Below are 21,732 nucleotides of genomic sequence, written 5' to 3' on the forward strand. Positions count from 1 at the left end.
ATGACCCCGGCTGCTTATGCCCAACATCTGGCCAACACCGATATCATTACCCCCGGACTCTAAACCAAGCCGCTACTCAGGGCGGGGGGATGTCGATTGCTGGCTCTTCGTTGAGCGCGGGGCACTTTGTTGGCTGGGATTGCCGCCCTAAACTCGCGGCGTTGGAAGGAATATTTCTTCACAATCAAGCATCTACAAATGGGGCGATTTGAGGTCGTCAGACACCGGCCTCATGCCGATGCAGTTTGCATCCATTCCGGCGCTGGAAGGCACATTCGTCGGCGATTCGGATCAGTTTGGAGTGCAGTTCGGCCAGTGCCGGTGTCCAGGTACCTGATCGAACTCCCACAGCTGATCCGCCACGCGGCGTCGATATTCGGCGTCCCCCGAGTCGGTCCAACTAGTGAGGAATGGTCTGGTTTCAAGAGTGTTTCTCCAGGCTAGCTAGTCCGACTCAGGTGTCGGACCTTCTGCGAATCTCAAGGTCCGCAAAAGGTCGGAAGCGGCCCTTCCCTACCCTCGATAAATCCTCCTGATCCCTACCCTGCAACTGTCCGCTTCCGGTCAGAAGCGACATTTTCCTACACCGGCCGAAGCATGCGCAGTCGTGATCAGTCGGCCCAATAGAGCCGCATCGGATTGTCGACCAGCAGCTTGCGCTGCAGTTCGGCGGTCAGAGCGATCTTGGGGATGAAATCCACCAACTTGCCGTCGTCTGGCGCGTGCGTGGTCATGTTGGGATGCGGCCAATCGGTGCCCCACAGCACGCGGTGGGGAAAGCGCTCGACCAGATGCTTGGCGTAAGGCACTACGTCGTCATAGCCATCAGGCCCGATCTTCGAGAGCCGCTCGGGGCAGCTGACCTTGCTCCAGACGTTATCATGCTCCATGAGGCGCACGAATCGCTGGAAATCCTCGCCTTCGACCGGCTTAGTGACATCCGGTCGGCCCATGTGATCGACTATCAAGGTGGTCGGCAGCGATGTGAAAAAGTCCCAGCGTTCGGCCAGGTCCGCGGCCTCGAAATAGATCACCACGTGCCAGCCCAGTGGCGCGATGCGCTCGATGATCGCCTGGTAGTAGGCATCCGGTTTGGGATCCACCAGGCGGCGAACGAAGTTGAAACGCACGCCACGCACGCCGGCATCGTGCAGTTCGCGCAGTTCGGCATCGCTCACCGTATCGCGCACCGTGGCGATGCCACGCGCGCAGCCCGCACTTGCCCGCAGCGCGTCGACCAGCGCACGATTGTCAGCGCCATGGCAGGTCGCCTGCACGATCACGTTGCGCTCGAAGCCGAGGAAATCGCGCAGCGCGAACAGCTTTTCCTTGCCGGCATCGCAGGGCGTGTACTTGCGCTCTGGCGCGTACGGAAACACATCGCCCGGACCGAATACGTGGCAATGCGCATCCACCGCGCCAGACGGCGGCACGAATAGTGGCTTGCTCGGATTCGGATGGAAGTCGATCCAGTCCGCATCTTTCTGGAAAATGCTCATCATAGGCCCCTTGCCTTCAGCTGAGCATCCAGGCGCGGATAGACGCGGCGCGCATTGCCGGAGAACACCTTCTGCTTGTCTGCATCGGAAATGGACAGCGCGTCGATGTAGCGCTTGGTGTCGTCAAAATACTGCCCGGTCTGCGGGTCGATCCCGCGCACCGCGCCGACCATCTCCGATCCGAACAAGATGTTGTCCACGTCGATCACCTCGAACAGCAGGTCGATGCCCGGCTGATGGTAGACGCATGTGTCGAAGAACACGTTCTTCATCACGTGCTCGGCCAGCGGCGGCTTGCCCAGCATGTCGGCCAACCCGCGGAATCTGCCCCAGTGATACGGCACCGCGCCGCCCCCGTGCGGGATGATGAATCGCAACTGCGGGAAATTCTTGAACAGATCGCCCTGCAGGAACTGCATGAACGCGGTGGTGTCGGCATTGAGGTAGTGCGCGCCGGTAGCGTGGAAGTTGTGATTGCAGCTGCCCGAGACATGCACCATCGCCGGCACGTCCAGTTCGACCATCTTCTCGAAGAACGGATACCAAGCCTTATCGGTCAGCGGCACGCCGGTCCAGTGGCCGCCGGATGGATCGGGGTTGAGGTTGCAGCCGACGAAGCCGAGTTCGTTGACGCTGCGCTCCAGCTCGGCGATCGAATGGTCGATCGGCACGCCCGGCGACTGCGGCAGCTGGCACACACCGATGAAGGTCTCCGGATACAGACCGACCACCCGCGCGACCAGGTCGTTGCAGTGGCGCGTCCATGCCTGGCTCACCGCTTCGTCGCCGACGTGATGCGCCATCGTGCTGGCGCGCGGCGAGAAGATCGTCATGTCCGCGCCGCGTTCGCGCAGCAGCCGCAACTGGTTCTGCTCGACGCTCTCACGCAGCTCGTCGTCGGAGATGTCCGGGTACTGCGCCGCAGGCAGCGAAGGATTCTTGAAGTGCGCCACCTGCGCCTTGCGGAAAGCGTCGTGGCCGGCGGGCGCGGTGGTGTAGTGGCCGTGGCAGTCAATGATCATGGGGGAACCTCGAGACAGAAACGAAAGAACGGTGCTACCAGCCCATCAGATGGGCGACCTGCACGTCCACGCGCAGCCCAACGATCAATGCGTCGGGAATGTCGGTGATGCGGGTGGGTGCATAGATGGGGTCGGGGTTGATCACATACTGGATGTTCGGCAGGACGCGAAGACCCGGGCGAACCTGCCAGCCATAGTTGATCTCGCCGACGATTTCGTCGGCCGACGGCGCCCCGGTGCCGCCGGCCTTGGCCCGGCGGTCGCGCAAATAGGCGATCTGCTCGTCGTCGAAATGCGTGTTGGAGATGAAAGCGGAAAACGTATCGCGATCGCGGCCTTCGAACGTGCCGGTCTTCACGAACCCCGTCGCTGCATGCCATTTGATCGATGCAACATTGCCAGTGTTGACGAAGTAGCGCCCGAACACCGTCAGGTTGCGCGTGCCCTGCCCGCGCTGCACTGTCTGGTCGCCCATCACGTACCAACCCATGCGCGCGCCGTCCAGCGCGACAGTAGGCTTGCCGGTCAGCGCCGCGGAGTTGCCATCGGCATCGAAGTAGGGGCTGCGGCCACCGTCGTCATTGCGGTAGAAGCCCAGCTTGTAGCGGCGCGCATAGCGGTCCTTGGCCAGGCTGGTTTCATAGCCCACCTCGCCCGACACCACGGTACCGGTTCCCTCGTTCCACGAGAAATCCAGGCCATGCTTGTCAGCCAAATTGAGTGTGTTGTTGTAATCGAAAGCGCCGGCCTGCATGTACCAGCGGTCATCCACGTCCCATCGCACCAGGCCGGCCCATGAGGAATTCGGGAACGCGGTGATGCCGATATCCGCGATGGGCCCGTAGGTGGTCAGGCACATTACGTTGCTCATGAACACGCAGTTGAGCGGCGAATTGTTGAAGTAGCTGTTCACCGGCGCGCGGCCGGCCGTCAGGGTCAGGCCGTTGTCGAATTTCTTGCTCAAGGTCAGCCGGGTCAGGCGCGCCCCACCCACCGGGCGCCAGGTCTGCTGTGGGCTGATCGAGTTGCCGATCTTTTCCCGCGCGAGGTTGTCGCCGTTGAAGTATGCGGCCTGGGTATCCAGCTCGGTACCCTTCCAGCCCCAGAGCTTGTCCAGATCGAAGCGTCCCTGCGTCATGACCCAGTAGGACGCTTCGGCGCCATGCGCGATGCCACCCACCGGGTTGCCTGCCACGTTGCCGACGAAGTCCAGTGACAGTTGCACGCCATCGGGCAGTGTGCGTTGTGTGGATGGCGTGGTACTGCCGGTCGGCGACTGCGCCAGTGCGGGTGCTGCGAGGGCCGCGCCGAGCGCGATGACGCAAAGATGGTGATGGAAAGTGGACATGATCCCTCCGAGCCGGCCGCGTCGCGGCCAGGTGATCGTGTGATGGACGTGTGGCGTGGCGCCGCGTGAGTTAGGTCAGGCGTCGTTCGCGGCCAGATGACGCTGGCGCGTGGCCCGATTGCCGATGGTCTGGGCAAGCATGGTCCGATCGAGCTTGCCTTCCCACTTGGCGATGACCACGGTGGCCAGTGCATTGCCGACCAGGTTCACGAAGGTCAGGCCTTCTGCAAGGATGCGGTGGATCCCGAGGATCAACGCGATGCTGGCCACGGGAATCGTGCCGGTCGTGGACAAGGTAGCCGCCAGCACCACGAAAGCGGCGCCTGCCACGCCCGCAGCGCCCTTGGAAGTCAACAGCAGCACGCCGATCAGGCCCAGCTCATGCCAGAAGGTCAGCGGCGTATTGGTAGCCTGGGCCAGAAACACCGCCACAGTGGTCAGGTACAAGCAGGTGCCATCGAGGTTGAACGAGTAGCCGGCGGGAATGACGAAGCCAACGACGCTTTCCTCGCAGCCAGCACCCTTCATCTTCTGGATCAAGCGCGGCAGCACAGTCTCAGTAGAGGTAGTGGCGGCGACCACAATGATCTCGTCGCGGATGTAATACAGCAGGCGCCACAAGCTCACCCCACACCACCAAGCCACGCTGCCCAGCACCACCACGGTGAACACCGCGCAGACCACGAAAAACTCCAGGATCAACTCACCCAGCGAAGCCAGTGAGCCAGCGCCGAACTTTCCGACCGTGAAGGCGATGGCGCCGAAGGCCCCAATCGGTGCGAAGTACATGATGTAGCCGACGATCTTGAAAAGCGCCAGCGAGGTGCCTTCGATCACCGTCATCACCGGCTTGCCACGCTCACCGATGGCCGCCAGCGCCACACCGAACAACACCGCCACAAACAACACCTGTAGCACGTGTGGCTCGGTCAGCGCGCTGACCAGCGTGGTCGGAATGATGTTCATCAGGTACGCCGTGACCGTTTGGTCGTGTGCGGTATGCACGTAGCCCTGGATCGAACCGGTGTCGATACTGGCCGGGTCGATGTTCATGCCCACGCCGGGCTGCCACAGGTCCACGCCGATCAGCCCGATCACCAGCGCCAGGATGGTGATCACCTCGAAGTAGATGATCGACTTCAATGCGACGCGGCCGACGCTCTTCATGTCGTTCATGCCGGCGATGCCGTGCACGACGGTGACGAAGATGATCGGCCCGATCATCATGCGGATCAGCTGGATGAAGGCATCGCCCAGCGGCTTCATCGCCGCGCCAGCCTCCGGCGCCAGCCAGCCCAGCACGATGCCGATCAGCGTGCCGGCCAGCACCTGGAACCAGAGTTGCCCCAGCACGCCGAAGCGGCCGGTGTTGCCTGTTGCGGTCATTGCAGACTTCCTCCCAGAAGTGATTATCCGGACGTGCACGGATCAGCCGTACAGCACGCCATCGAAAAGCTTGCGCGCCGTGCGCAGCAGGCCGGCACTGATTACGGTCCCGTCCTGGTCCAGTTCGATCACGCAGTCCATTGCCCCGCTGGGGTGTTCGACGGCAAGCGTCTTGTGCACACCAGCGGGCACCTGCGCCAGCGTTGCCGCGGCAGACCCCTCCAGCAGGCAGGCGGTGGCCACGCTCACTGCGGCGAGTACGCCGATGGAGGCGTGGCAGCGATGCGGAATGAAGGAGCGCGTGTTGATCGCACCGCCCTGCAGCGGCGCGGAGACCAGCGTCATCTTGGGTACCGACTTGTCGGTGACATCGCCAAGCCGCATCAATGGGCCGGCCTGCAGCCGGATGTGCTCAAGACGGGCCTTGAGGGCGGTGTCGGCATCCAGGGTGCCGCGGCCCTCATCGCCACGCAGGTTAAGGTCCTGTGCCCGCAGGATCACGCAGGGCATGCCGTTGTCGATCAGCGTCACCTGCAGGCCATCGATCTCATCGACCACGTTGCCCGTGGGCAATAGCGCACCGCAGCTTGACCCTGCGATATCGGCGAAGGCCAGGGGCACGGCCGCCGCCGTCCCCGGCACGCCATCGATGCGCGCCTGACCTGCATAGGTGACCTGGCCACCCGCCGTGGCGACCGTCGCGGTGGCCAGCTTGCCAGTGTTGACCATGAAGATCCGCACGACAGTTTCATCGCCGGTGGCCGGCAGCAGGCCACGCTCAATCGCGAAGGGGCCCACGCCGGCCAGCAGGTTGCCGCAGTTCTGCGCATCGCTGACCAGTGCCCTATCGACGATGACCTGCAGGAACAGGTAGTCCACGTCGGCATCGGCGCGCTGGGAGCGCGAGACGATGGCCACCTTGGAGGTCAGCGGATCGGCCCCGCCCATCCCGTCGATCTGGCGCGCGTCCGGCGAGCCATAGGCGCGCAGCAGGAAAGCATCGCGCGCGTCGCGGTCGGCGGGCAGATCATCTGCGAGAAAGTAACCGCCCTTGGACGTCCCTCCGCGCATCCACATCGCACGCACGCCCTCAGACATAGTCCAACCCCTTGGCCGCCAGGCGCTCGCGCATCCTGTAAATGTCCAGGCCCAATTCGCCAGCGGCCAGGCGCGCGCGCTTGTCGGCCTCGCGCGCTTCGCGTGCCTGCGACTCTGCCAGCACCCGTTCGGCCTCGACCCGCTGCACCACGCAGACCCCATCGTCGTCGGCGATCACGACATCGCCCGGGTGGACCAGCGTGCCCCCGCATACCACCGGCACGTTAACCGAGCCCAAGGTTTCTTTGATGGTGCCCTGCGCATGGATGGCGCGGCTCCACACGGGGAACTGCATCTGCGTCAAGTCGCGCACGTCGCGCACGCCGCCATCGATCACCAGCCCGCGGCAACCATGCGCCTGGGCCGATGTGGCCAACAAGTCGCCGAAATAGCCATCGGTGCATTCGCTGGTCGGCGCCACCACCAGAACGTCGCCCGGCTGCAGTTGCTCGATGGCCACGTGCATCATCCAGTTGTCGCCCGGCGGCACCGATACGGTCACCGCGGTGCCGGCGATGCGCGCCCCGCTGTAGATCGGCCGCAGCCGCGGATGCATCAGCCCGCTGCGCCCCTGGGCCTCGTGCGCGGTGGCCACGCCGGCCTGTGACAGGCCCTCCACGGCGGGCCCTGCGGCACGTTCGATCCGGGTCACGACTCTCGTCATTGCATCCATCCTCCGTTAGCGATGGGCGAGTTTGTTCCGGCAAGCCGTCCTATCCAATTTCGTTTTGCGACTTATCCATTCAATTTGGTTATAGTTTGTCTCGATGGAGGCCATTCCCGAGTTCAACCTGCGGCATCTAGCGGCCGTGCCGACGATTCATCGTCGCGGGAGCATTGCGGCCGCGCTGGACGAGGTGAACCTGTCGCAGCCGGCGCTGACCCAGGCTTTGGCGCGGCTGGAACGGTTGGTCGATCAGCCGTTGTTCGACCGCCACCCCGGCGGCATGGTCGCCACCCCGGCGGGCCAGCTGCTGGTGGCGCGCATCGAGCGCGCCCTGGCATACCTGGCGCAAGGCGTGCAACGCGCGCGACGCCTGGCGCGCCTGCCGGGCCTGCCCGCGGTCGAGCGCCGCGTCACGCTGCCGCAGCTGCGTGCGCTGATCGCAGTGGAAGCGGCAGGCAGTTATTCCCTGGCCGCCGTGCGCAGCGGCGTGTCGCAGCCTGCGGTCTATCGCGCCGTGCAGGAACTATCCACGCTGATCGGCGTCACCCTGTTCAACCGCCAGGGCAAGACCGTGCAGCCCACGCTGGCCGCCACACGCTTACTGCGCTTCGTGCGCCTGGCGCTGGCCGAACTGTCGGCGGCGATGGATGAGCTGCATGCGCTACGCGCGCAGGGCGCCGGCCGCATCGCCGTGGGCACCTTGCCGCTGGCGCGTGCGGTGCTGCTGCCCCAGGTATTGGCCCGGTTCGCGCGGGCGTTTCCGGCGGCTTCGGTCAATGTCGCGGAAGGATCCTACGCCGAACTGCTGGCTCACCTGCGCGAGGGCAGCCTGGATGTGCTGATCGGCGCGACCCGTCACCCGCCGCCGGTGACCGACATCGTGCAAGAGATGCTGTTCGACGACGAACCGGTGCTGGTGGCGCGATGCGGGCATCCACTGGTGCAGGCCGAATGTTCCATCGATGCGCTACTGACCTATCCATGGGTTATGCCCGCACGCGGCGCGCCGATGCGAGAGCGTTGGGAGCGCATGTTCAACCAGCATGGATACTCCCCGCCGCCGCTGCGCGTCGAGTCGGGCTCGGTCCTGGTCATGCGCGGGCTGCTGCTCGAGGACGACTGGCTGACGATGATGTCGCGCGACCAGTTCCTGTTCGAGCAACGCGCCGGCCTGCTGCGCGAGCTTCCCTTTCACGTCGCCGGTGGGCGTCGTCAGATCGGCCTGACGATGCGCTCGGACTGGCACCCGACCACGGTGCAGCGCGCCTTCGTGGAGAACTTCCGCCAGGCCTGCGCGCAGCGACGAGATGGAGTCCCGGCCTGGCCGTTCCGCCACTTAGGTATAGCTAACTGACAGACGCCGCGTCAGGACTCAAAGCAGCTTCATCCTTTCGCTATTGACCAAAAGCGAGCGTCTGCTTTGGATCGGAAGCTGCCATGCTCCTTACCCCCGATAGGCCTTCGTGATCTTCTGCGTTATTGACGAGTCAACCCCCTTTCTCGGTTACCTCCATGGAGTGCGCCCTTAGGTAAATTCCCCGATCGGATGTGGGTATCAGATCTGCTCGGTTAGCTGCACGCGCTACATGACAATCCACTACGCCAAGGCAAAAGGCAGGCCACCACTTTGACTCACTGCCTTGAGTGCCAGTTGCTTGCCCATGCTCAACTCATCATTGCTCATGGTCGCCATGAGATACAGCCCAAGGTGTTGAAACGCCTCTGCCACAAATGGCCGATCTTGGCCTTGCCGCGCCACCCCGCTCATTGCCTTGTCCAGCGACAGACGAGAAGTACTGGCGGTAGCCCGGAAGTAATCCTTCAAAGAATTTCTAGTTGCCACAGAGCCTTCTACAGCAAGAACGAGTCCGGGATTCATCTTGCTGGAGTTGTTCGCCGCCCTAATCGGTGGCTGGGTACGGCAAGAGCAGCGCGGCAGCGACGCGCCCCCCCACCCACGAAGAAAGATAGCGCCATCTACCGCAAGGAAGTTAGTTGGCACTTCCTGAACTTGTGGAGTGATTGCTGATTCTTCGTTGAGCGTGGGGCGAATTTTTGGCTGAGATTGCCGCCCTCAACTTGCCGCCTTGGGATAAATATTTCTTCACCATCAAGCACCTACAAACGGGCGATTTCAGGTCGTCGGGCATGTGTCAGTTTTCTCGATTCGTGTCCCATTGCTTTCGCTTGGGCTGCCGTAAGATCGTTCAACTTGACCAGTTGTGGCTCAAGTGCATCCGCGCTTGCCTGCTGAAATCGTGATCTTGGCAAAGCGCGGAAACATCGCCCTGTCTGCAGGCATTATTCGACGCCTCTTGCGCATCTCCGAAATCGAGGCGTTCGAGATCAGGCCACGTTTTGACCGGGTAAAGCTCGACGTTCGGCACGTACCATCGTCCGGCGAACTCAGGGCCTGCGCATCGACCAGTCGACGGCCGCATCGAACAGCGCGAGTCCGTCCGGACTCAGATTCGAAAAGGTGTCGTTGTCCAGAAACAGCGCCGCACGGCGCGCGGGCGCGACGAAGTCGTAATCCATCGTGGCGCCCTTCTCGTAGCCGAAGACCACCGCCTTGTCGGGTTCCCCCGGTAGCGTGGCGATCACGCTGGCGGCCCTGGCAGGCACGCCCCAACCCATCATCACGTCGCGCGGATAGACATAGGTCTTGCCATTCCGCAGGCCACCTGCAAGCGGATGCGGTGCATTGATGATGCGGATGTAGTGCTCCTTCTCCACCTCACCGTAGTCCACGCCCTTCCGTCGTCCGGTCAGGCGCAGCGAATCCATCAGATCGTTCTCCCAGGTCAGCAGCGGCACCGCGACGTTTCTGAAGCCGGTGTCGGCCATCTCGCGGGACTGCACCACCGAGGACAGCACCACCAGATCGAAGCCCTGCGCCTTGGAAGGGTCGACGGTCTGGTCGAAGAAACTTACCTCGCAGCCAAGCCGCTGCAGATGGGCGGCAACGATTCTGTCGGCGCTCAGACCGTGTTGCTGAACGTCGCGCTGGCGCTCGGTGGCGCCTGGTACCTCGTCCAGACGCGTCACATAGAACACGCGTTTGCCAGCCAGGTTCGGACTTGCCGCCTGGACCACTACTGACTGGCTGCAAAGACCCACCAGCACCATCGACACCGCGATGGATTTCATGCGCACGCGCATCGAGACAGCCTCTTGTATCAGAAGTCGAAGGTGGCGTTGAAATTGATCGTACGTGGCAAGCCCATCGCCAACTGCCCGCTGCCCGCCGCGCTCCAGTAACGTTTGTCGGTCAGGTTTTCCACATTGAACTTGAACGTGGTCGGCACGCCATGCAGCCGGGTCGCGTAGGCAGCACCGGCGACGTAGGTCGTATAGCCGGGGATGCTGGCGCGGTTCTGATCGTCGATCGGCCGCGATGCCAGTGCGAATCCGCCTGCGCTCACCGACAAGCCTTCCAGCATGGGCACGCGATAGTTGAAGAACAGGCTGGCGGTGCGCTCGGGCGTGTTGTTGGGCGTATTGCCTTCCAGGCTGGCAGTGGTCGCCTGCACGATCTGGGCATCCAGCAGCATGCCCGACACCGCCGCCGACAGGTTCTCGGTCAGGTTGCCTTGAACCGAAAATTCCAGCCCCCGATAACGCGAGCGTCCGTTGAGCGCATAGACGCCGTTGTCGTCGGTATCGGCCGAGGCCTGGTCCAGGCAGAACAGCGAAGCGGACAACAGCGTTCCATTGTCCATGCGATAGCGCGCGCCCACTTCCTTCTGGCGGCTCACCGCCGCCGGCAACGCCTGGCCTGCGTTGACGGCGGCCGACGGCGCCGTACCACCCGACTCCAACCCTTCCACATAGCTCGCATACACAGATGCCTTGGGCGATAGCCTGTAGGTCACGCTAACCGACGGTGTGGTGGCACTGACGTCGTAATCGGCAGTCTCCAACTGTCGCGTGCCGTAGCGCGCATAGCGCAACGCGCCGATCAGCTGCCAGCGGTCGCCGATGCCGATCCGATCCATTGCATACACGCCACTGTTGCGGATGGTCTGCTCCAGGAAGCCGCGATCGCGCAGCGTCGTCTTGGATCCGGTGGGCGCGCGGATCAGGTCGACACTCTCCATAGGGTCGTACAGGTTCTGCGCTGCCCGATACATGAAGGTGTTGAAACTGGGTTGATACAGCTTGTTGGCATCGACACCGATCTGCAGGTCGTGGGTCACGCTGCCCGTGCGGAAGCTGCCTTCCACGTTTGCCCGCGCATTGCTGTTGGTGTACTCCTGCCCTTTCTGGTCGGCTCCATAGACGCTGCCCTGGCCGGTTCGTAGCGAGTAGTTGTCGAAGATCCACAGCCAGCGGTCGCGCCGGGTGACCGATTCGCCCACGCTGAAACGCGCCGTCCAGGCACTGTTGAGCGCGTACTCGCCGCTGAGCAGATGCGTGGTGGCGTCCGACAAGGTGTCCTTGCCCTTCATCGACAGCAGGATGCTGGGATCGGGCATGCCGGGGAGCGTGATCACGCCGCCGACGGCGGCAGGCGGAACCACCGCGGCCTGCTCGGTGATGCGAGCGCGGATGCGCTCGACGTCGTAGTGCAGGCTGAAGTCGCTGCTGACATCCCAGTCCAGCGCGGCGCTGAGCATGCGGCGGTAACCGGTGTCGTCCTCGATCGGCAGGTGGATGTTCTGGCTCAACGCGTTGACGCGGACACCGAACTGTTGATGGCTGCCGAAGCGACGGCCGAGGTCCACGTGCAGCTGCGCCGAGCCTTGGTTATCGCCGGACAGCGACAGCGAGGTCACCGGCGCGACCGTGGCGCGTTTGGTGACCAGGTTGACCACCCCGCCCGGGGTGACGAAGCCGTAGTACAGCGCAGCCGCGCCCTTGAGCACTTCCACCCGTTCCTTGTTTTCCATCGGGATCGGCACATTGTTGTCGAACGGCAGCACACCGTTGAACAGATAGCTGGAACGGTTGTCAAGGTTGATGCCGCGGATCGAAATCTGGTCGTAAGCCACCCCACTCTGCTGCTGGCGCACCACGCCGGCAACGTTGCGAAGCGCGTCGTAAAGACCGGTGGCGCCCTGTGCATCCAGTAGATCGCGCGAGACCACATTGATATTGGCGGGCACATCCAACATGTCCAGGCCGCGATACGGCCCGGTCTGGCTGTCGGGAACGGTGAATCCGTTCTGGCGCAGGCCAACCACCCTGACGGTGTCCAGATCGGCCTGGACTGACTGGGTCGAGCGCTCGGGCTCAAGTCCGGAAATTGGCGATTCGGAAGCAGACGCAGGCGTTGCTGCCAGCAGCGCTAGCGCAAGTAATGAAAGACGCGGAAACATGGCTGCCTTGGCGGGGAGGACAGGAAAGCGAATCCATCCCATAAATGCGAATGGTTCGCATTATTGTACCCTCAGGTGGGTCGCCTATCAATCCAGAGACGGATCTGTTCGTGTCGCTTCGTCAGTCAGGTTGACCGCCTCCCGCCTTAGACGCTCGCAGAACTGGAAAAAAATGATCATCGAACGCTTGATGCCCTTGATTCATGCGCGTTCGAGTTCGGCGATGAAACCGGTCGCCCCGTGGTGCTCAGCCTAAGCCTGTCATGGCGTGGCAGCTCCCACGAGAGTTTGGAATGGCCAACCGGAAATTTCTCCCCCGCTACTAGGTTCGCACCGCTATTCCACACCTATTGCAGCCGAATCCGGCCGGCGCGGATCGGCGGAGCCGAATGCGGATCCATCCGGCGCGATCTCGATGGATTGAATGCTGGTCTGGGTGATGAATGGCTCGACCCGATGGCCCAATGCCTCCAGCCTGTCCAACGTGTCCGGCGACAGCGCCAGCTCGTAGGAAATGGTGCCATCGCGCGCGGCGTTGATGCGCGGGCGCGCAGTGGCCTCGGCGATGTTGAGTCTGAAGTCGACCACATTCACGATGAACTGCGCCAACGCCGAGATGATAGAGCCACCACCTGGGGTGCCCGCCACGATCCATGGCTTGCCATCCTTGAAGGCAATGAACGGAGTGATGGTGGTCGCCAGGCGTTTACCCGGTGCCGGCGCGTTGGGCGAGTTCTTGGGACCACCCCAGGCGAAGTTGCCCAACGAATTGTTGAGCAGGATGCCGGTACCGGGAGCGATCACCGCCGCGCCGAAATTGTTGCTCAGCGTATAGGTATTGCTTACCGCGTTGCCTTCAGCGTCCACCACCGAGTAATGCGTGGTATCAGGGCTTTGCTGAAGCAGCTCCCCCGCCTTGATTGCCTCGGCTGGCAGTGTGCGCTCAGGCGAAATCAGCGCGGCGCGCTGGTATGCATACTTCTTGTCGAGCAGCCTTTCATTAGGCGTGTTGTGCTGCGGGGGGCCACCGGAGAAGGCACTGCGATCAGCACCGGCCAGGCGTGTTGCCTCGGCAATGAGGTGGTATGCCTTCGCGCTGCCGGCGTCGGCCGGTTGCAACGGAAATGGCTCGATCAGGTTGAGCAGTTGCGCCAGCGTGGTACCTGACGAGGGCGACGGCGCCAACGCCAGCTCCACGCCGCGATAAGTGGAACGCACCGGTTCCAGCTCGCGCACGCGATAGTTGGTCAAGTCCTTGGCGCTCAAGATTCCGCCGTACTTGCGGCTAGCAGCGACGATGCGCTTGGCGATTTCCCCCCGATAGAACGCGTCGGCACCATCGCGTGCAATCTCACGTAGCGACCAAGCCAGGTCCGGCTGGCGCAGGAGCTCGCCGGCGACGTAGCTGCTTCCATCAGGCTTGAAGAACTGCGCACGGGTTTCCGGCGTGCGCCAAAGCGTGGGCTTGGCCCAATCCAGGATCATCGCCTCGTCGTCGGACAGGCGCACGCCCTGTTCGGCGAGCTCGATGGCTGGTTGTACCAGACTCGCCCACGGCAACCTGCCGTACTTCTGGTGTGCCGCATAGAATGCCGCGACCGTGCCTGGAACGGCCACGCCTTTCCAGGAGATCGACGCGCCTCGTTCGGGCTTGCCGTCGCGACCCAGCAGAAGCTTGGCGGTGGTCGCTGCCGGCGCCGAGCCATAGTAATCAAACGCAGTAGTGCGACGGTCCTTCGCCACGTAGATGACCAGCGCTCCGCCGCCACCCAGGTTGCCGGCGCGTGGCAAGGTCACCGCCTCGGCAAGGCCAACGGCGATGGCTGCATCGATTGCGTTACCACCCTCGCGCAAGATCCGGGCACCCACCTCGGACGCCGGTCGGCTCTGGCTGACCACCACGCCCCCTCGGGCGTGCAGCGGATGGTGGATCGGCTGGTAGCCGCGTGCGTCGTCGACGTTGCCCTTGCGTGGGACGGTGTTGGGTACATCGGCGAATGCTGAGGGAAGTACAAGCAGAAGCAGCGCAATCCACGGTGCACGGCGGCAAGCAGACGGGAAAGGCGTGGAGGCGTTGCGGGGCATCGGTGATCCTTGGTTTGCGAGACGATCAGAAGGCATGACGGACACTGGCGTACCAGTAGCGGCCGTAAGGCTCGTACAAACTGCCTAGATAGCCGGATGCCGTAGCCGCCAGCGGTGGCGTTTCGTCGGTGAGATTGCGCACTCCGAGACGCACGCGGGTGCCGGCGGCCTGGTCGCGGCCAAACGCGTACTGCACGTACAAGCTTCCCGTCGTCGTCGCATCCACCCGCCACAGGCGGCCGCTGCTGTCGATCAGGCCGGTATCGTCCACCGCTCCAACGTATTGCACGAACGCGCCGGTGGTGAACTTGCCGTACTGCCAGGTCAGCGATCCCGACCCCTTCCACTCGGGAGTACCGTTCTGGCCGATCAGGTCACCGCCGCCGGAGATGCTTGTTCCAGCATTCAGTTGACCGGCATCGCGAGCGGCGATCAGCGCCGCGATTTCAGGTGACGGGTCGCGGTAAAACTCCAACAGGCGCGTGGCCGACAAACCGACCTTGAACGTGCCTGCGCGATCGGTGCCCTTCTGCCAGCTGGCATTGAAGTCAAGCCCGCGGACGGTCTGCGGGCGCAGGTTGACATACTGGTCCTTGACGTAGATCACGGTGCCAACCGGTGCCAGTCCCGTGCCGGCGACAGCTGCGGCGTCGTCGGCGGTGGGTGCGGCGCGAATGACGTTGGGGTTGCTGCTGCCTTGGGTGCGCAGCAGGTAGTCGAGGATGAGCGCGTTGCCCTCTCCAAACAGGCCGATGATCCCGGTCTGCTCAACGCTCCAGTAATCGGCGCTGAAGCTGAAGCGGCCCAGACGCGCATTGCCGGGTGTCCACAGCAGCCCGGCGGTCCACGATGTGGACTCTTCCGGGTCCAAGTCTGGATTGCCGCTGCGCTGAGCGGTGGCCGCACCGCTGCGCGAGCAGTTGGCGAAAGAGCTGATGCGCCCGGCGCGCAGGTCGGCCTCGCATAGCACCCAATCGGTGCGGGTGTTCCCACGGGTGACCAAACTGGCATTGACCTGCTCGAGATTGGGCGCACGAAACCCCTCGGACCACGAACCGCGCACGCGAAAATCGTCGAACACTTCCCAGGCGGCCGCAATCTTCGGCTTAGCCACATTGCCGAAATCACTGTAGCGCTCGAAGCGGCCGGCCAGTTGCACGTCAAGCGAGCGAACCAATGGCACCTCCATTTCCGGGGATACCAGCGGCGCGGCCAATTCCACATAGGCCGACCATACGTTGCGCGAACCGCGGGTATCGGGCGTGGGGCTGACGCCGAACAAGTCGGCGGTCTGTACCTCGCCGGTCACCGCATCGACGAAACCGAGACTGCCGTCCACGCGTGCGTCGCGGTCATCCAACTGGCTCTCGCGTCGAAACTCGATGCCCGCTGCAGCACCGACGTCGCCGCCTGGCAGCTGCAGCAGATCGGTGCGAGAGAGCTTGAAGTCACCCAGGGCAAGGGTGGTGCGGCTGCGTCGGGTAGACGCTACGCGAATCGCCTCCTGCGCGGCTTGACTACTCGGCGTGGCATCCCCGCCAGTGGCAGGAAACAGCAAGTCGCCGCCGTTGAACGGGTTATAGGCGTCCGGGGTGGACAATGCCAATTGACGCTGTAGCGCCGTAGAGCTGATGCCGTCCTGGCGATCCACGACTTGCGCTTGGGAATAAAGCAACGCGCTGTCCCAGTCCCAGCCGTTCCAGTGTCCACGCAGGCCGCCGAGTATGCGCGCCTGGGTGTTCTCCACCTTGACCAGGGTCGGGCCAAGGTCCATGAAACGGTAGTTATTGAGCGTGACAGGCAACCCCGATGCAGGGATGTTCAAGTCGGAAATCCGGTTCGGATTCGGACTGCCGTCGGGCAACGTAGTCGCTCCGAACGGGTTCCAGTAGTTACCGGCGGGAATGGTGACCTTGGTGGACCCGATGGTGAACACTGGGCTTTGCAGGGCGCGGGTATCTGCTTGGTACCAGCCCAATTCACCGTAGGCTTCCACGTCGTCGTTGAGTGCGTAGTGACCGGTCACAAAGACGTTACGGCGCACAAGCGAAGGCAGTAGCGAAAGCGGATACGTAGCGCTGTCGTATCGCAGGTTGCGATCGGCTCCGGCGGTGGCACGTGCGCCATCATCTACGCATAGTCCCTGGGCCAGTGGTGCAGCGCAGCCGCCATTCGTGCTCGGCTGGATATGGAATGCGCCGGCCGCACTGGTCAACGCGTTGCCGTTGCGGGTGACGCGACCGAACGACGATGGCACGGCCAGGTCTGCCCACGCACTCAACGTGTTGCGCATGTCGAGGCTGCTGACTCCTTCAAACCGCGTGCCCTCGAACAGTGGCCGCTTGTCACTGGACGCGGCGTAGTCCAAATCACCGGCGGGCAAGTCGCTGCGGCGGGTCTGGTTGAGGAATACCGATACATTGCCCCTTCCGTCGCGGAAGTCCCAGCCGTAGGCACCGCTGATGTCGCTCTGGCGCAGGCTGGTGCCCTCAGCGCCGCCGTACCGCAGTTCCAGCCAGCCGCCCAGCAGGTTGTTCTGCAGCACATTGTTCACGACGCCGCCTACCGCATCGGAGCCATAAATGGCCGAGGCACCGTCGCGTAGCACTTCGACGCGGGACACGCCGGCCACCGGAATAGCATTGGCGTTGTAGGTCAGGACCGGAACCAGGTTGTCATCGGCCTGGCTGCCTGGGTGCACCACGATGCGGCGGCCGTTCAACAACATCAGCGTGTTACCCACACCAAGACCTCGCAAGTCGACCGAACCCACGTCGCCGCGCGAAAAGTTGCTGCTGGTCGCACCATTTGTGGGGTTGAACGACACATCGCCCATTTGCGGAATAGTGCGGTACAGCTCATCACCGCCTGTGGCACCGGTGGCATCCACCTGCTGACGATCGAGCGAAGTGACCTGGAGTGCGGCTGCGGCCGAACCACCTTGGATCTGGCTGCCAACAACGCTGACGCTGTCCAGGGTCTTGGCGCTAGGAGTTTGTATTCCGGAAAGATCGGTTGCCGGCCCCTGGGCATGTGCGGCTAACGAAAGAGCAGCTGAAACGGCAGCGGCGAGCGACAAGCGCGTGTGCAACATCAAAAAGGTCCCCACATCCAGATGCGTCGATCTGCTGCGACGCGTCATTGGATCTTAGTAGCCCATGCGTGCTTTCTTCAGTTTCCGATCATTGCCGATAGTGATGTCGATATGAGTTAGTGGCCTGCCACCGGATGCCCATCAGAGCGTTTTCGAACGGACTTTCCTCCGACATCTTCTTTGGTCGGGCACCTGGATTCTCTCCATATCCATGGTCGCCACACTCGCTAGTGCGTCGCGCAGCAGACTATTGAACTTCTCTTGGCTGAAACACCGCTTCTCGTCTTATCGATAGTTTCTAGCTCTAGCGCCACTCGATCCGCTAAAGATCAGCCTCCACGTTGCTCGATCGCAGAATGCGATCTGCGATCGAGCAGGCGCTCTCGTTGATTCATTGACGAGTGCTGTATGGATGCAATCAGCAAACGTGTCAGCCAGCGATCGTAAAAACCGATCCCGAATCCACTCTGATACCGGCGCCGTTGATGAAGCTGGCGCGCTCGGAGCACAGGAAGGCAACCGCCGAAGCCACTTCCTCCGGGCGGCCACGTCGCTTGAGCACCATGCCGGGACGTTCTTCGTCCAGGAACGATTCGATTGCCTGCTCGAACGTGGTTCCGTTTTCGCTGGCGCGCTTTTGCATCATCTTGTCGGTCATCGGGGTTGCGATGAAGGCGGGCGACACCGTATTGACCAGTACGTTGTCCGCTCCGTAGGCCTTGGACAGGCCCTTGGCCAGGCTCAGGATTGCTGCCTTCGATGCGCAATAGGCCAGCTCGTCCACGTAGGGCTGCACGGCGTCTTCCGACGCGAACAGCACGATCCGGCCCCATTGCTTGCGGCGCATCGCGGGAATGGCCTGGCGACACATGCGCACCGCGCCCATCAGGTTGATGTCCAGCGTCTCGAGCCAGCCGGCGTCGCTGACCTCCAGAAAGTCGCCGGTTGCGCCGGTGACGCCTGCTGCGTTGATGTAGATGTCGGGGTCGCCCAGTTGTTCGCGCACCTGCGCCCAGATGGCGGTGACGTCCTGCTCGCGGGTGACGTCGCCTTCGATGGCGATGATCTGCCCCAGGCCCGACAGTTCCGCCACTGCCTGGTCGAGCGTGCCGTCCGCAAGATCGGTGATCGCCACGCGCACGCCGGCTTCGAGCAGCTGCCGCGCGGTTTCCTTGCCCATTCCCGAGTCGCCGCCACTGATGAGGGCGATCCGATTGTTGATTCCGAGATCCATGCTGAACTCCTGGTGGTAGAGAGAGGTGGGGATAAGCGTGCAATTAGCGGGCGAGAAAGCGCTCCGCGGAGCGCAGGCCAAGTGCCATCTGCGTCAGCGCGGGATTGGCTGCCAGTGCACTTGGAAAAATCGAGTTGTCGCAGATGTAGAGGTTGGCGATATCGAATGCGCGGCCGTCCGGGTCCACCACGGCCTGCTCCGGGTCCGTGCCCATGCGGCAGGTGCCCAGCGTGTGTGCGGAGCGAGCGGCGGCGAAGATGCGTTGGGCACCGGCTGCCTCCCAGATTGCGTGCAGCGATGCGCGCGCGTGGGCATCAATCGCACGTTCGTTGGGCCCGTAGCTGAAGTCGATACGCGCCTTGCGCTGGCCGAAGGCATCGCGCTCGTCGGACAGGGTCAGCCGGTTGCCGTCCTGCGGCAGGCAGTCGCCATTGATGCCGATGCCGGCCAGGCGGTTGTAGCGCGCCATGGTCGTTACGAGCTCCCTCCCCCACATGCCTGCGCCACGTGCCAGGGTGTTGGCCAGGGTGATCGGCTGCACGCCCAGGCTCTGCACCAGATAGCCCCCGATGAAATCGGCATTGGCCGGGCGCAGCATGTCCTCGGTGATCAGCGACGAGGGGTAGCCACGGTTCATGCGCATGTCTGCATCGAACTCTCCCCACACCTGGGTGGCCACATGCGCCATGAAGTTGCGCCCCACCTGGCCGCTTGAGTTGGCCAGCCCCAGGTTGAGCAGCAAGCGCGGTGTTTCCACGCCGCCTGCGCACAGGAACAAGCTCGTGCAACGCTGGCGCAGTTCGCGTCCGTCCTGTTGATAGACCACCGCGCTGACCATGCCCCGGGCGCCGCGCTCGATGTCGATGACCCGGCAATCGGGTCGCAATTGGGCGCCGTGCGCGCGCGCCAGCGGCAGCCAGGTGGTATCGACGCTCACCTTGGCGCCGTTGCTGCACCCCTGATGGCAGGCGCCGCAGTTGTTGCAGGCCGCGCGCCTGCCGTGGTGCGGCTGCGCGTGCGCCCTGGTCACCAACGCGGCAGGCGCATCGGTGGCGGTGATGCCAAGCGTGCGGCAACCGCGCTCCATCGCGTTGGCCGACGCATTGCGTTGCGGCGGCGGATAGGCGTAGCTGCGCTCGGGATCCCACGGATAGTGCGCCGGCCCGGAGACGCCGATGAACTCCTCGACGCGGTGGATATAGGACAGCAGCTCTTCATGCGCGATCGGCCAGTCCATGCCGTGCTGCCCGGTGTGCGTCGACAGGCTCAGATCGCGCTTGTCTGGACGCGGGCAAAAGGCGCCCCAATGCAGGGTCGAACCGCCCATGCCCGAACCGGAATTATTGGCGCCAAACGCGGTTGGCGTCTGCCCGCCGCTCAGGCGCTCCTCCATCCAGTAGATGCCGGCCGCCAGCTCATCGGGCAGATGGGACGTGGGACTGAAGGCCGCACCCGCCTCCAGCACCACCACCGAGAGACCTCGTTGCGCGAGCCGTGCGGCCAGCGGGCCGCCGCCTGCCCCGCTGCCTACCACCACCACATCGACTGCGGCGTCGTGCACGCCCGGGCTCATCGCAAGCCTTCGGCAGGAAGCTGCCAGGCTTCCTGCCGGTCGGCTGCGGTGTGCTGATAGCCCGGGCTGTCGAGACCGGCACCGCCAACCGCGAAGCCGTCGTATCCCAGTGCAGCCATCGTGGCGGGAAGGCTGACCCAGGTCCGCACGGCTTCGGCGCGCACGTCCTCGAACCAGTGCGCCAGCTGCGCTGCATCCAGCCCGTGCGCCGAAGGATCGCCGGCCATCGATCGCGACACCTGACGCAGCCATTGATCCTGCATCTCTACGGGTAGACCAGCAAAGCCGGTCGTCAGCGCGTCGAGCGCGTCCAGGCCCAACGGCACCGCAAGCCGATCGGGTGGCAACGCTGCATGGCGCCAACCATCTCCCGCACCTTCGGCAAGCTGGATATCGATTCGTCGTGCAATCTCGCCCGCATCGCTAGCCCCATCCAGGACACGTGCGACGACTGCGCCGAGTGTTCCCAGTTGATGCTGGCTCAGCACGCCTTGCGCACCGGCGGGTGGGCCGGCATGCCGACTGAGCAGCAGCTTGCGCATGCGCGGGGCAACCCGCTCCATATTGAGCAGCGTGACGAAGTCATCGGGCAGGCATTTGCCCACGCTGCGATCCACATGCGCTGCGATCAGCTGGGCCAGGTGTTGCGGTTGCTCGTACGGGATCAGATGCGCCGCATCAGCCACGACGGCGATACGCGCATGGTGATAGTGCGGCGCGTTCAGCGCTGTTTGCGCGGCTTCGCCCAGGTCGCCATCTTCATTGCCGGCGATGATCATCGCGGGCACCTCCACGCAGCCTGCCTGCGCGCTTAAGTTCTCGCGACTGGCATGCGCGAGCCAGGCGATCCATGCTCTCGCACTGGTTCGCAGCACATCGTCGACAGCTGCGTCCCTGACCGGTGCTGGCAGCGCCATCGCACAGTTATCGTCGATGAACTGCTCCGCCTCTTGCCGCGTGGGATGGCCGTTTTCGAACCAGGCAAGCATCGTACGTCGGCGAGACTCATCCATCGGCTCGGGCGCCGGTGGCGACGCAGCGACCAGGATCACGCCGGCCAGGCCGGCAAGCCCGGCCAGGCCATCGCGCGCCTGCGCTGCTGCCAGGGTGGCGATCTTTCCGCCCATGCTGTGCCCGATCGCGAACCAGCACGTCGGTTGCCGCCGAATCACCTCTTCGACAAACCAGGCAACCAGTGCGGCGGTGTCGACATGCTCGATCGGCGGCGCCTCTCCAAAGCCGGGAATATCGAGCGCCACACAATCAAAACGCGCTTCCAATCGCTGGATCACACCAGACCACTCGTTGCTGCTGGACCCAAGGGCGTGCAGGAAGAACAGCGTCGGTTTCGCCATGTAACACCTCTATCCGCCAGCGCACATGATGACCGGCGTTTCGTCCACGG

At 63.5% G+C, this 21,732-nt stretch carries 15 protein-coding genes; 1 reads left to right on the forward strand and 14 read right to left on the reverse strand.

What is annotated here, in order from left to right; genetic code table 11:
- Positions 1 to 611: 611 nt before the first annotated feature.
- The 6 genes from FHT09_RS17190 to FHT09_RS17215 all read right to left on the reverse strand — a co-directional run bounded on the left by FHT09_RS17190 (position 612) and on the right by FHT09_RS17215 (position 7,017).
- Positions 612 to 1,499: an amidohydrolase family protein gene (locus FHT09_RS17190; protein ID WP_104606634.1), complete on the reverse strand. Its 888-nt coding sequence runs from the start codon at positions 1,497 to 1,499 to the stop codon at positions 612 to 614.
- Entirely contained in the window at positions 1,499 to 2,521 is a 1,023-nt protein-coding gene (locus FHT09_RS17195; protein WP_104606582.1) for an amidohydrolase family protein, read from the reverse strand. The genes FHT09_RS17190 and FHT09_RS17195 overlap by 1 nt, the downstream gene beginning before the upstream one ends.
- Before the next feature lie 34 nt (positions 2,522 to 2,555).
- Positions 2,556 to 3,869: a carbohydrate porin gene (locus FHT09_RS17200; protein ID WP_104537359.1), complete on the reverse strand. Its 1,314-nt coding sequence runs from the start codon at positions 3,867 to 3,869 to the stop codon at positions 2,556 to 2,558.
- Positions 3,870 to 3,944: 75 nt separating this feature from the next.
- The gene (gene dctA / locus FHT09_RS17205; RefSeq protein ID WP_104537360.1) at positions 3,945 to 5,255 is read right to left on the reverse strand and encodes a C4-dicarboxylate transporter DctA; all 1,311 of its coding nucleotides are present in this window, start codon (positions 5,253 to 5,255) and stop codon (positions 3,945 to 3,947) included.
- 42 nt (positions 5,256 to 5,297) lie between these two features.
- Positions 5,298 to 6,353 carry a 4-oxalomesaconate tautomerase gene (locus FHT09_RS17210; RefSeq protein WP_104606583.1) on the reverse strand — a complete coding sequence of 352 codons (1,056 nt, stop codon included), beginning with the start codon at positions 6,351 to 6,353 and terminating at the stop codon, positions 5,298 to 5,300.
- Positions 6,346 to 7,017 (reverse strand): 4-carboxy-4-hydroxy-2-oxoadipate aldolase/oxaloacetate decarboxylase, encoded by a 672-nt coding sequence (locus tag FHT09_RS17215; protein ID WP_104537891.1) that lies wholly within the window; start codon positions 7,015 to 7,017, stop codon positions 6,346 to 6,348. The genes FHT09_RS17210 and FHT09_RS17215 overlap by 8 nt, the downstream gene beginning before the upstream one ends.
- Before the next feature lie 103 nt (positions 7,018 to 7,120).
- Between FHT09_RS17215 and FHT09_RS17220 the strand changes: the two genes are divergently transcribed.
- The gene (locus FHT09_RS17220) at positions 7,121 to 8,374 is read left to right on the forward strand and encodes a LysR family transcriptional regulator (RefSeq protein ID WP_104537362.1); all 1,254 of its coding nucleotides are present in this window, start codon (positions 7,121 to 7,123) and stop codon (positions 8,372 to 8,374) included.
- Positions 8,375 to 8,617: 243 nt separating this feature from the next.
- Here FHT09_RS17220 and FHT09_RS17225 read toward each other — a convergent pair whose 3' ends face one another.
- The 8 genes from FHT09_RS17225 to FHT09_RS17260 all read right to left on the reverse strand — a co-directional run bounded on the left by FHT09_RS17225 (position 8,618) and on the right by FHT09_RS17260 (position 21,682).
- Positions 8,618 to 8,899, reverse strand: coding sequence for a hypothetical protein (locus FHT09_RS17225; protein ID WP_146096314.1), 282 nt, complete (start codon positions 8,897 to 8,899; stop codon positions 8,618 to 8,620).
- 527 nt (positions 8,900 to 9,426) lie between these two features.
- On the reverse strand, positions 9,427 to 10,155 hold the full coding sequence (locus FHT09_RS17230; protein ID WP_146096545.1) for a hypothetical protein: 729 nt from the start codon (positions 10,153 to 10,155) through the stop codon (positions 9,427 to 9,429).
- A gap of 44 nt (positions 10,156 to 10,199) precedes the next feature.
- Positions 10,200 to 12,341, reverse strand: a complete 2,142-nt coding sequence (locus tag FHT09_RS17235) for a TonB-dependent siderophore receptor (protein WP_104606586.1) — start codon at positions 12,339 to 12,341, stop codon at positions 10,200 to 10,202.
- Between the two features lie 336 nt (positions 12,342 to 12,677).
- Positions 12,678 to 14,426, reverse strand: a complete 1,749-nt coding sequence (ggt, locus tag FHT09_RS17240; protein ID WP_104606587.1) for a gamma-glutamyltransferase — start codon at positions 14,424 to 14,426, stop codon at positions 12,678 to 12,680.
- 25 nt (positions 14,427 to 14,451) lie between these two features.
- Positions 14,452 to 17,568 carry a TonB-dependent receptor gene (locus FHT09_RS17245; protein WP_219842989.1) on the reverse strand — a complete coding sequence of 1,039 codons (3,117 nt, stop codon included), beginning with the start codon at positions 17,566 to 17,568 and terminating at the stop codon, positions 14,452 to 14,454.
- Positions 17,569 to 17,950: 382 nt separating this feature from the next.
- The gene (locus tag FHT09_RS17250) at positions 17,951 to 18,754 is read right to left on the reverse strand and encodes an SDR family oxidoreductase (protein ID WP_047128728.1); all 804 of its coding nucleotides are present in this window, start codon (positions 18,752 to 18,754) and stop codon (positions 17,951 to 17,953) included.
- 43 nt (positions 18,755 to 18,797) lie between these two features.
- Positions 18,798 to 20,327 carry a GMC family oxidoreductase gene (locus tag FHT09_RS17255; RefSeq protein WP_104606588.1) on the reverse strand — a complete coding sequence of 510 codons (1,530 nt, stop codon included), beginning with the start codon at positions 20,325 to 20,327 and terminating at the stop codon, positions 18,798 to 18,800.
- The gene (locus tag FHT09_RS17260) at positions 20,324 to 21,682 is read right to left on the reverse strand and encodes an alpha/beta fold hydrolase (RefSeq protein ID WP_104606589.1); all 1,359 of its coding nucleotides are present in this window, start codon (positions 21,680 to 21,682) and stop codon (positions 20,324 to 20,326) included. The genes FHT09_RS17255 and FHT09_RS17260 overlap by 4 nt, the downstream gene beginning before the upstream one ends.
- Between the last annotated feature and the right edge of the window lie 50 nt (positions 21,683 to 21,732).

The sequence above is a fragment of the Xanthomonas sp. CFBP 8152 genome (genome assembly GCF_014199025.1).
Taxonomy (GTDB): domain Bacteria; phylum Pseudomonadota; class Gammaproteobacteria; order Xanthomonadales; family Xanthomonadaceae; genus Xanthomonas; species Xanthomonas arboricola_B.

What these genes read in the sequence shown, in the direction of transcription:
- FHT09_RS17190 (WP_104606634.1), bottom strand. Translation starts at nt 1,499, where the DNA reads ATGAGCATTTTCCAGAAAGATGCGGACTGGATCGACTTCCATCCGAAT.
- FHT09_RS17195 (WP_104606582.1), bottom strand. Translation starts at nt 2,521, where the DNA reads ATGATCATTGACTGCCACGGCCACTACACCACCGCGCCCGCCGGCCAC.
- FHT09_RS17200 (WP_104537359.1), bottom strand. Translation starts at nt 3,869, where the DNA reads ATGTCCACTTTCCATCACCATCTTTGCGTCATCGCGCTCGGCGCGGCC.
- dctA (WP_104537360.1), bottom strand. Translation starts at nt 5,255, where the DNA reads ATGACCGCAACAGGCAACACCGGCCGCTTCGGCGTGCTGGGGCAACTC.
- FHT09_RS17210 (WP_104606583.1), bottom strand. Translation starts at nt 6,353, where the DNA reads ATGTCTGAGGGCGTGCGTGCGATGTGGATGCGCGGAGGGACGTCCAAG.
- FHT09_RS17215 (WP_104537891.1), bottom strand. Translation starts at nt 7,017, where the DNA reads ATGACGAGAGTCGTGACCCGGATCGAACGTGCCGCAGGGCCCGCCGTG.
- FHT09_RS17220 (WP_104537362.1), top strand. Translation starts at nt 7,121, where the DNA reads ATGGAGGCCATTCCCGAGTTCAACCTGCGGCATCTAGCGGCCGTGCCG.
- FHT09_RS17225 (WP_146096314.1), bottom strand. Translation starts at nt 8,899, where the DNA reads ATGAATCCCGGACTCGTTCTTGCTGTAGAAGGCTCTGTGGCAACTAGA.
- FHT09_RS17235 (WP_104606586.1), bottom strand. Translation starts at nt 12,341, where the DNA reads ATGTTTCCGCGTCTTTCATTACTTGCGCTAGCGCTGCTGGCAGCAACG.
- ggt (WP_104606587.1), bottom strand. Translation starts at nt 14,426, where the DNA reads ATGCCCCGCAACGCCTCCACGCCTTTCCCGTCTGCTTGCCGCCGTGCA.
- FHT09_RS17245 (WP_219842989.1), bottom strand. Translation starts at nt 17,568, where the DNA reads ATGACGCGTCGCAGCAGATCGACGCATCTGGATGTGGGGACCTTTTTG.
- FHT09_RS17250 (WP_047128728.1), bottom strand. Translation starts at nt 18,754, where the DNA reads ATGGATCTCGGAATCAACAATCGGATCGCCCTCATCAGTGGCGGCGAC.
- FHT09_RS17255 (WP_104606588.1), bottom strand. Translation starts at nt 20,327, where the DNA reads ATGAGCCCGGGCGTGCACGACGCCGCAGTCGATGTGGTGGTGGTAGGC.
- FHT09_RS17260 (WP_104606589.1), bottom strand. Translation starts at nt 21,682, where the DNA reads ATGGCGAAACCGACGCTGTTCTTCCTGCACGCCCTTGGGTCCAGCAGC.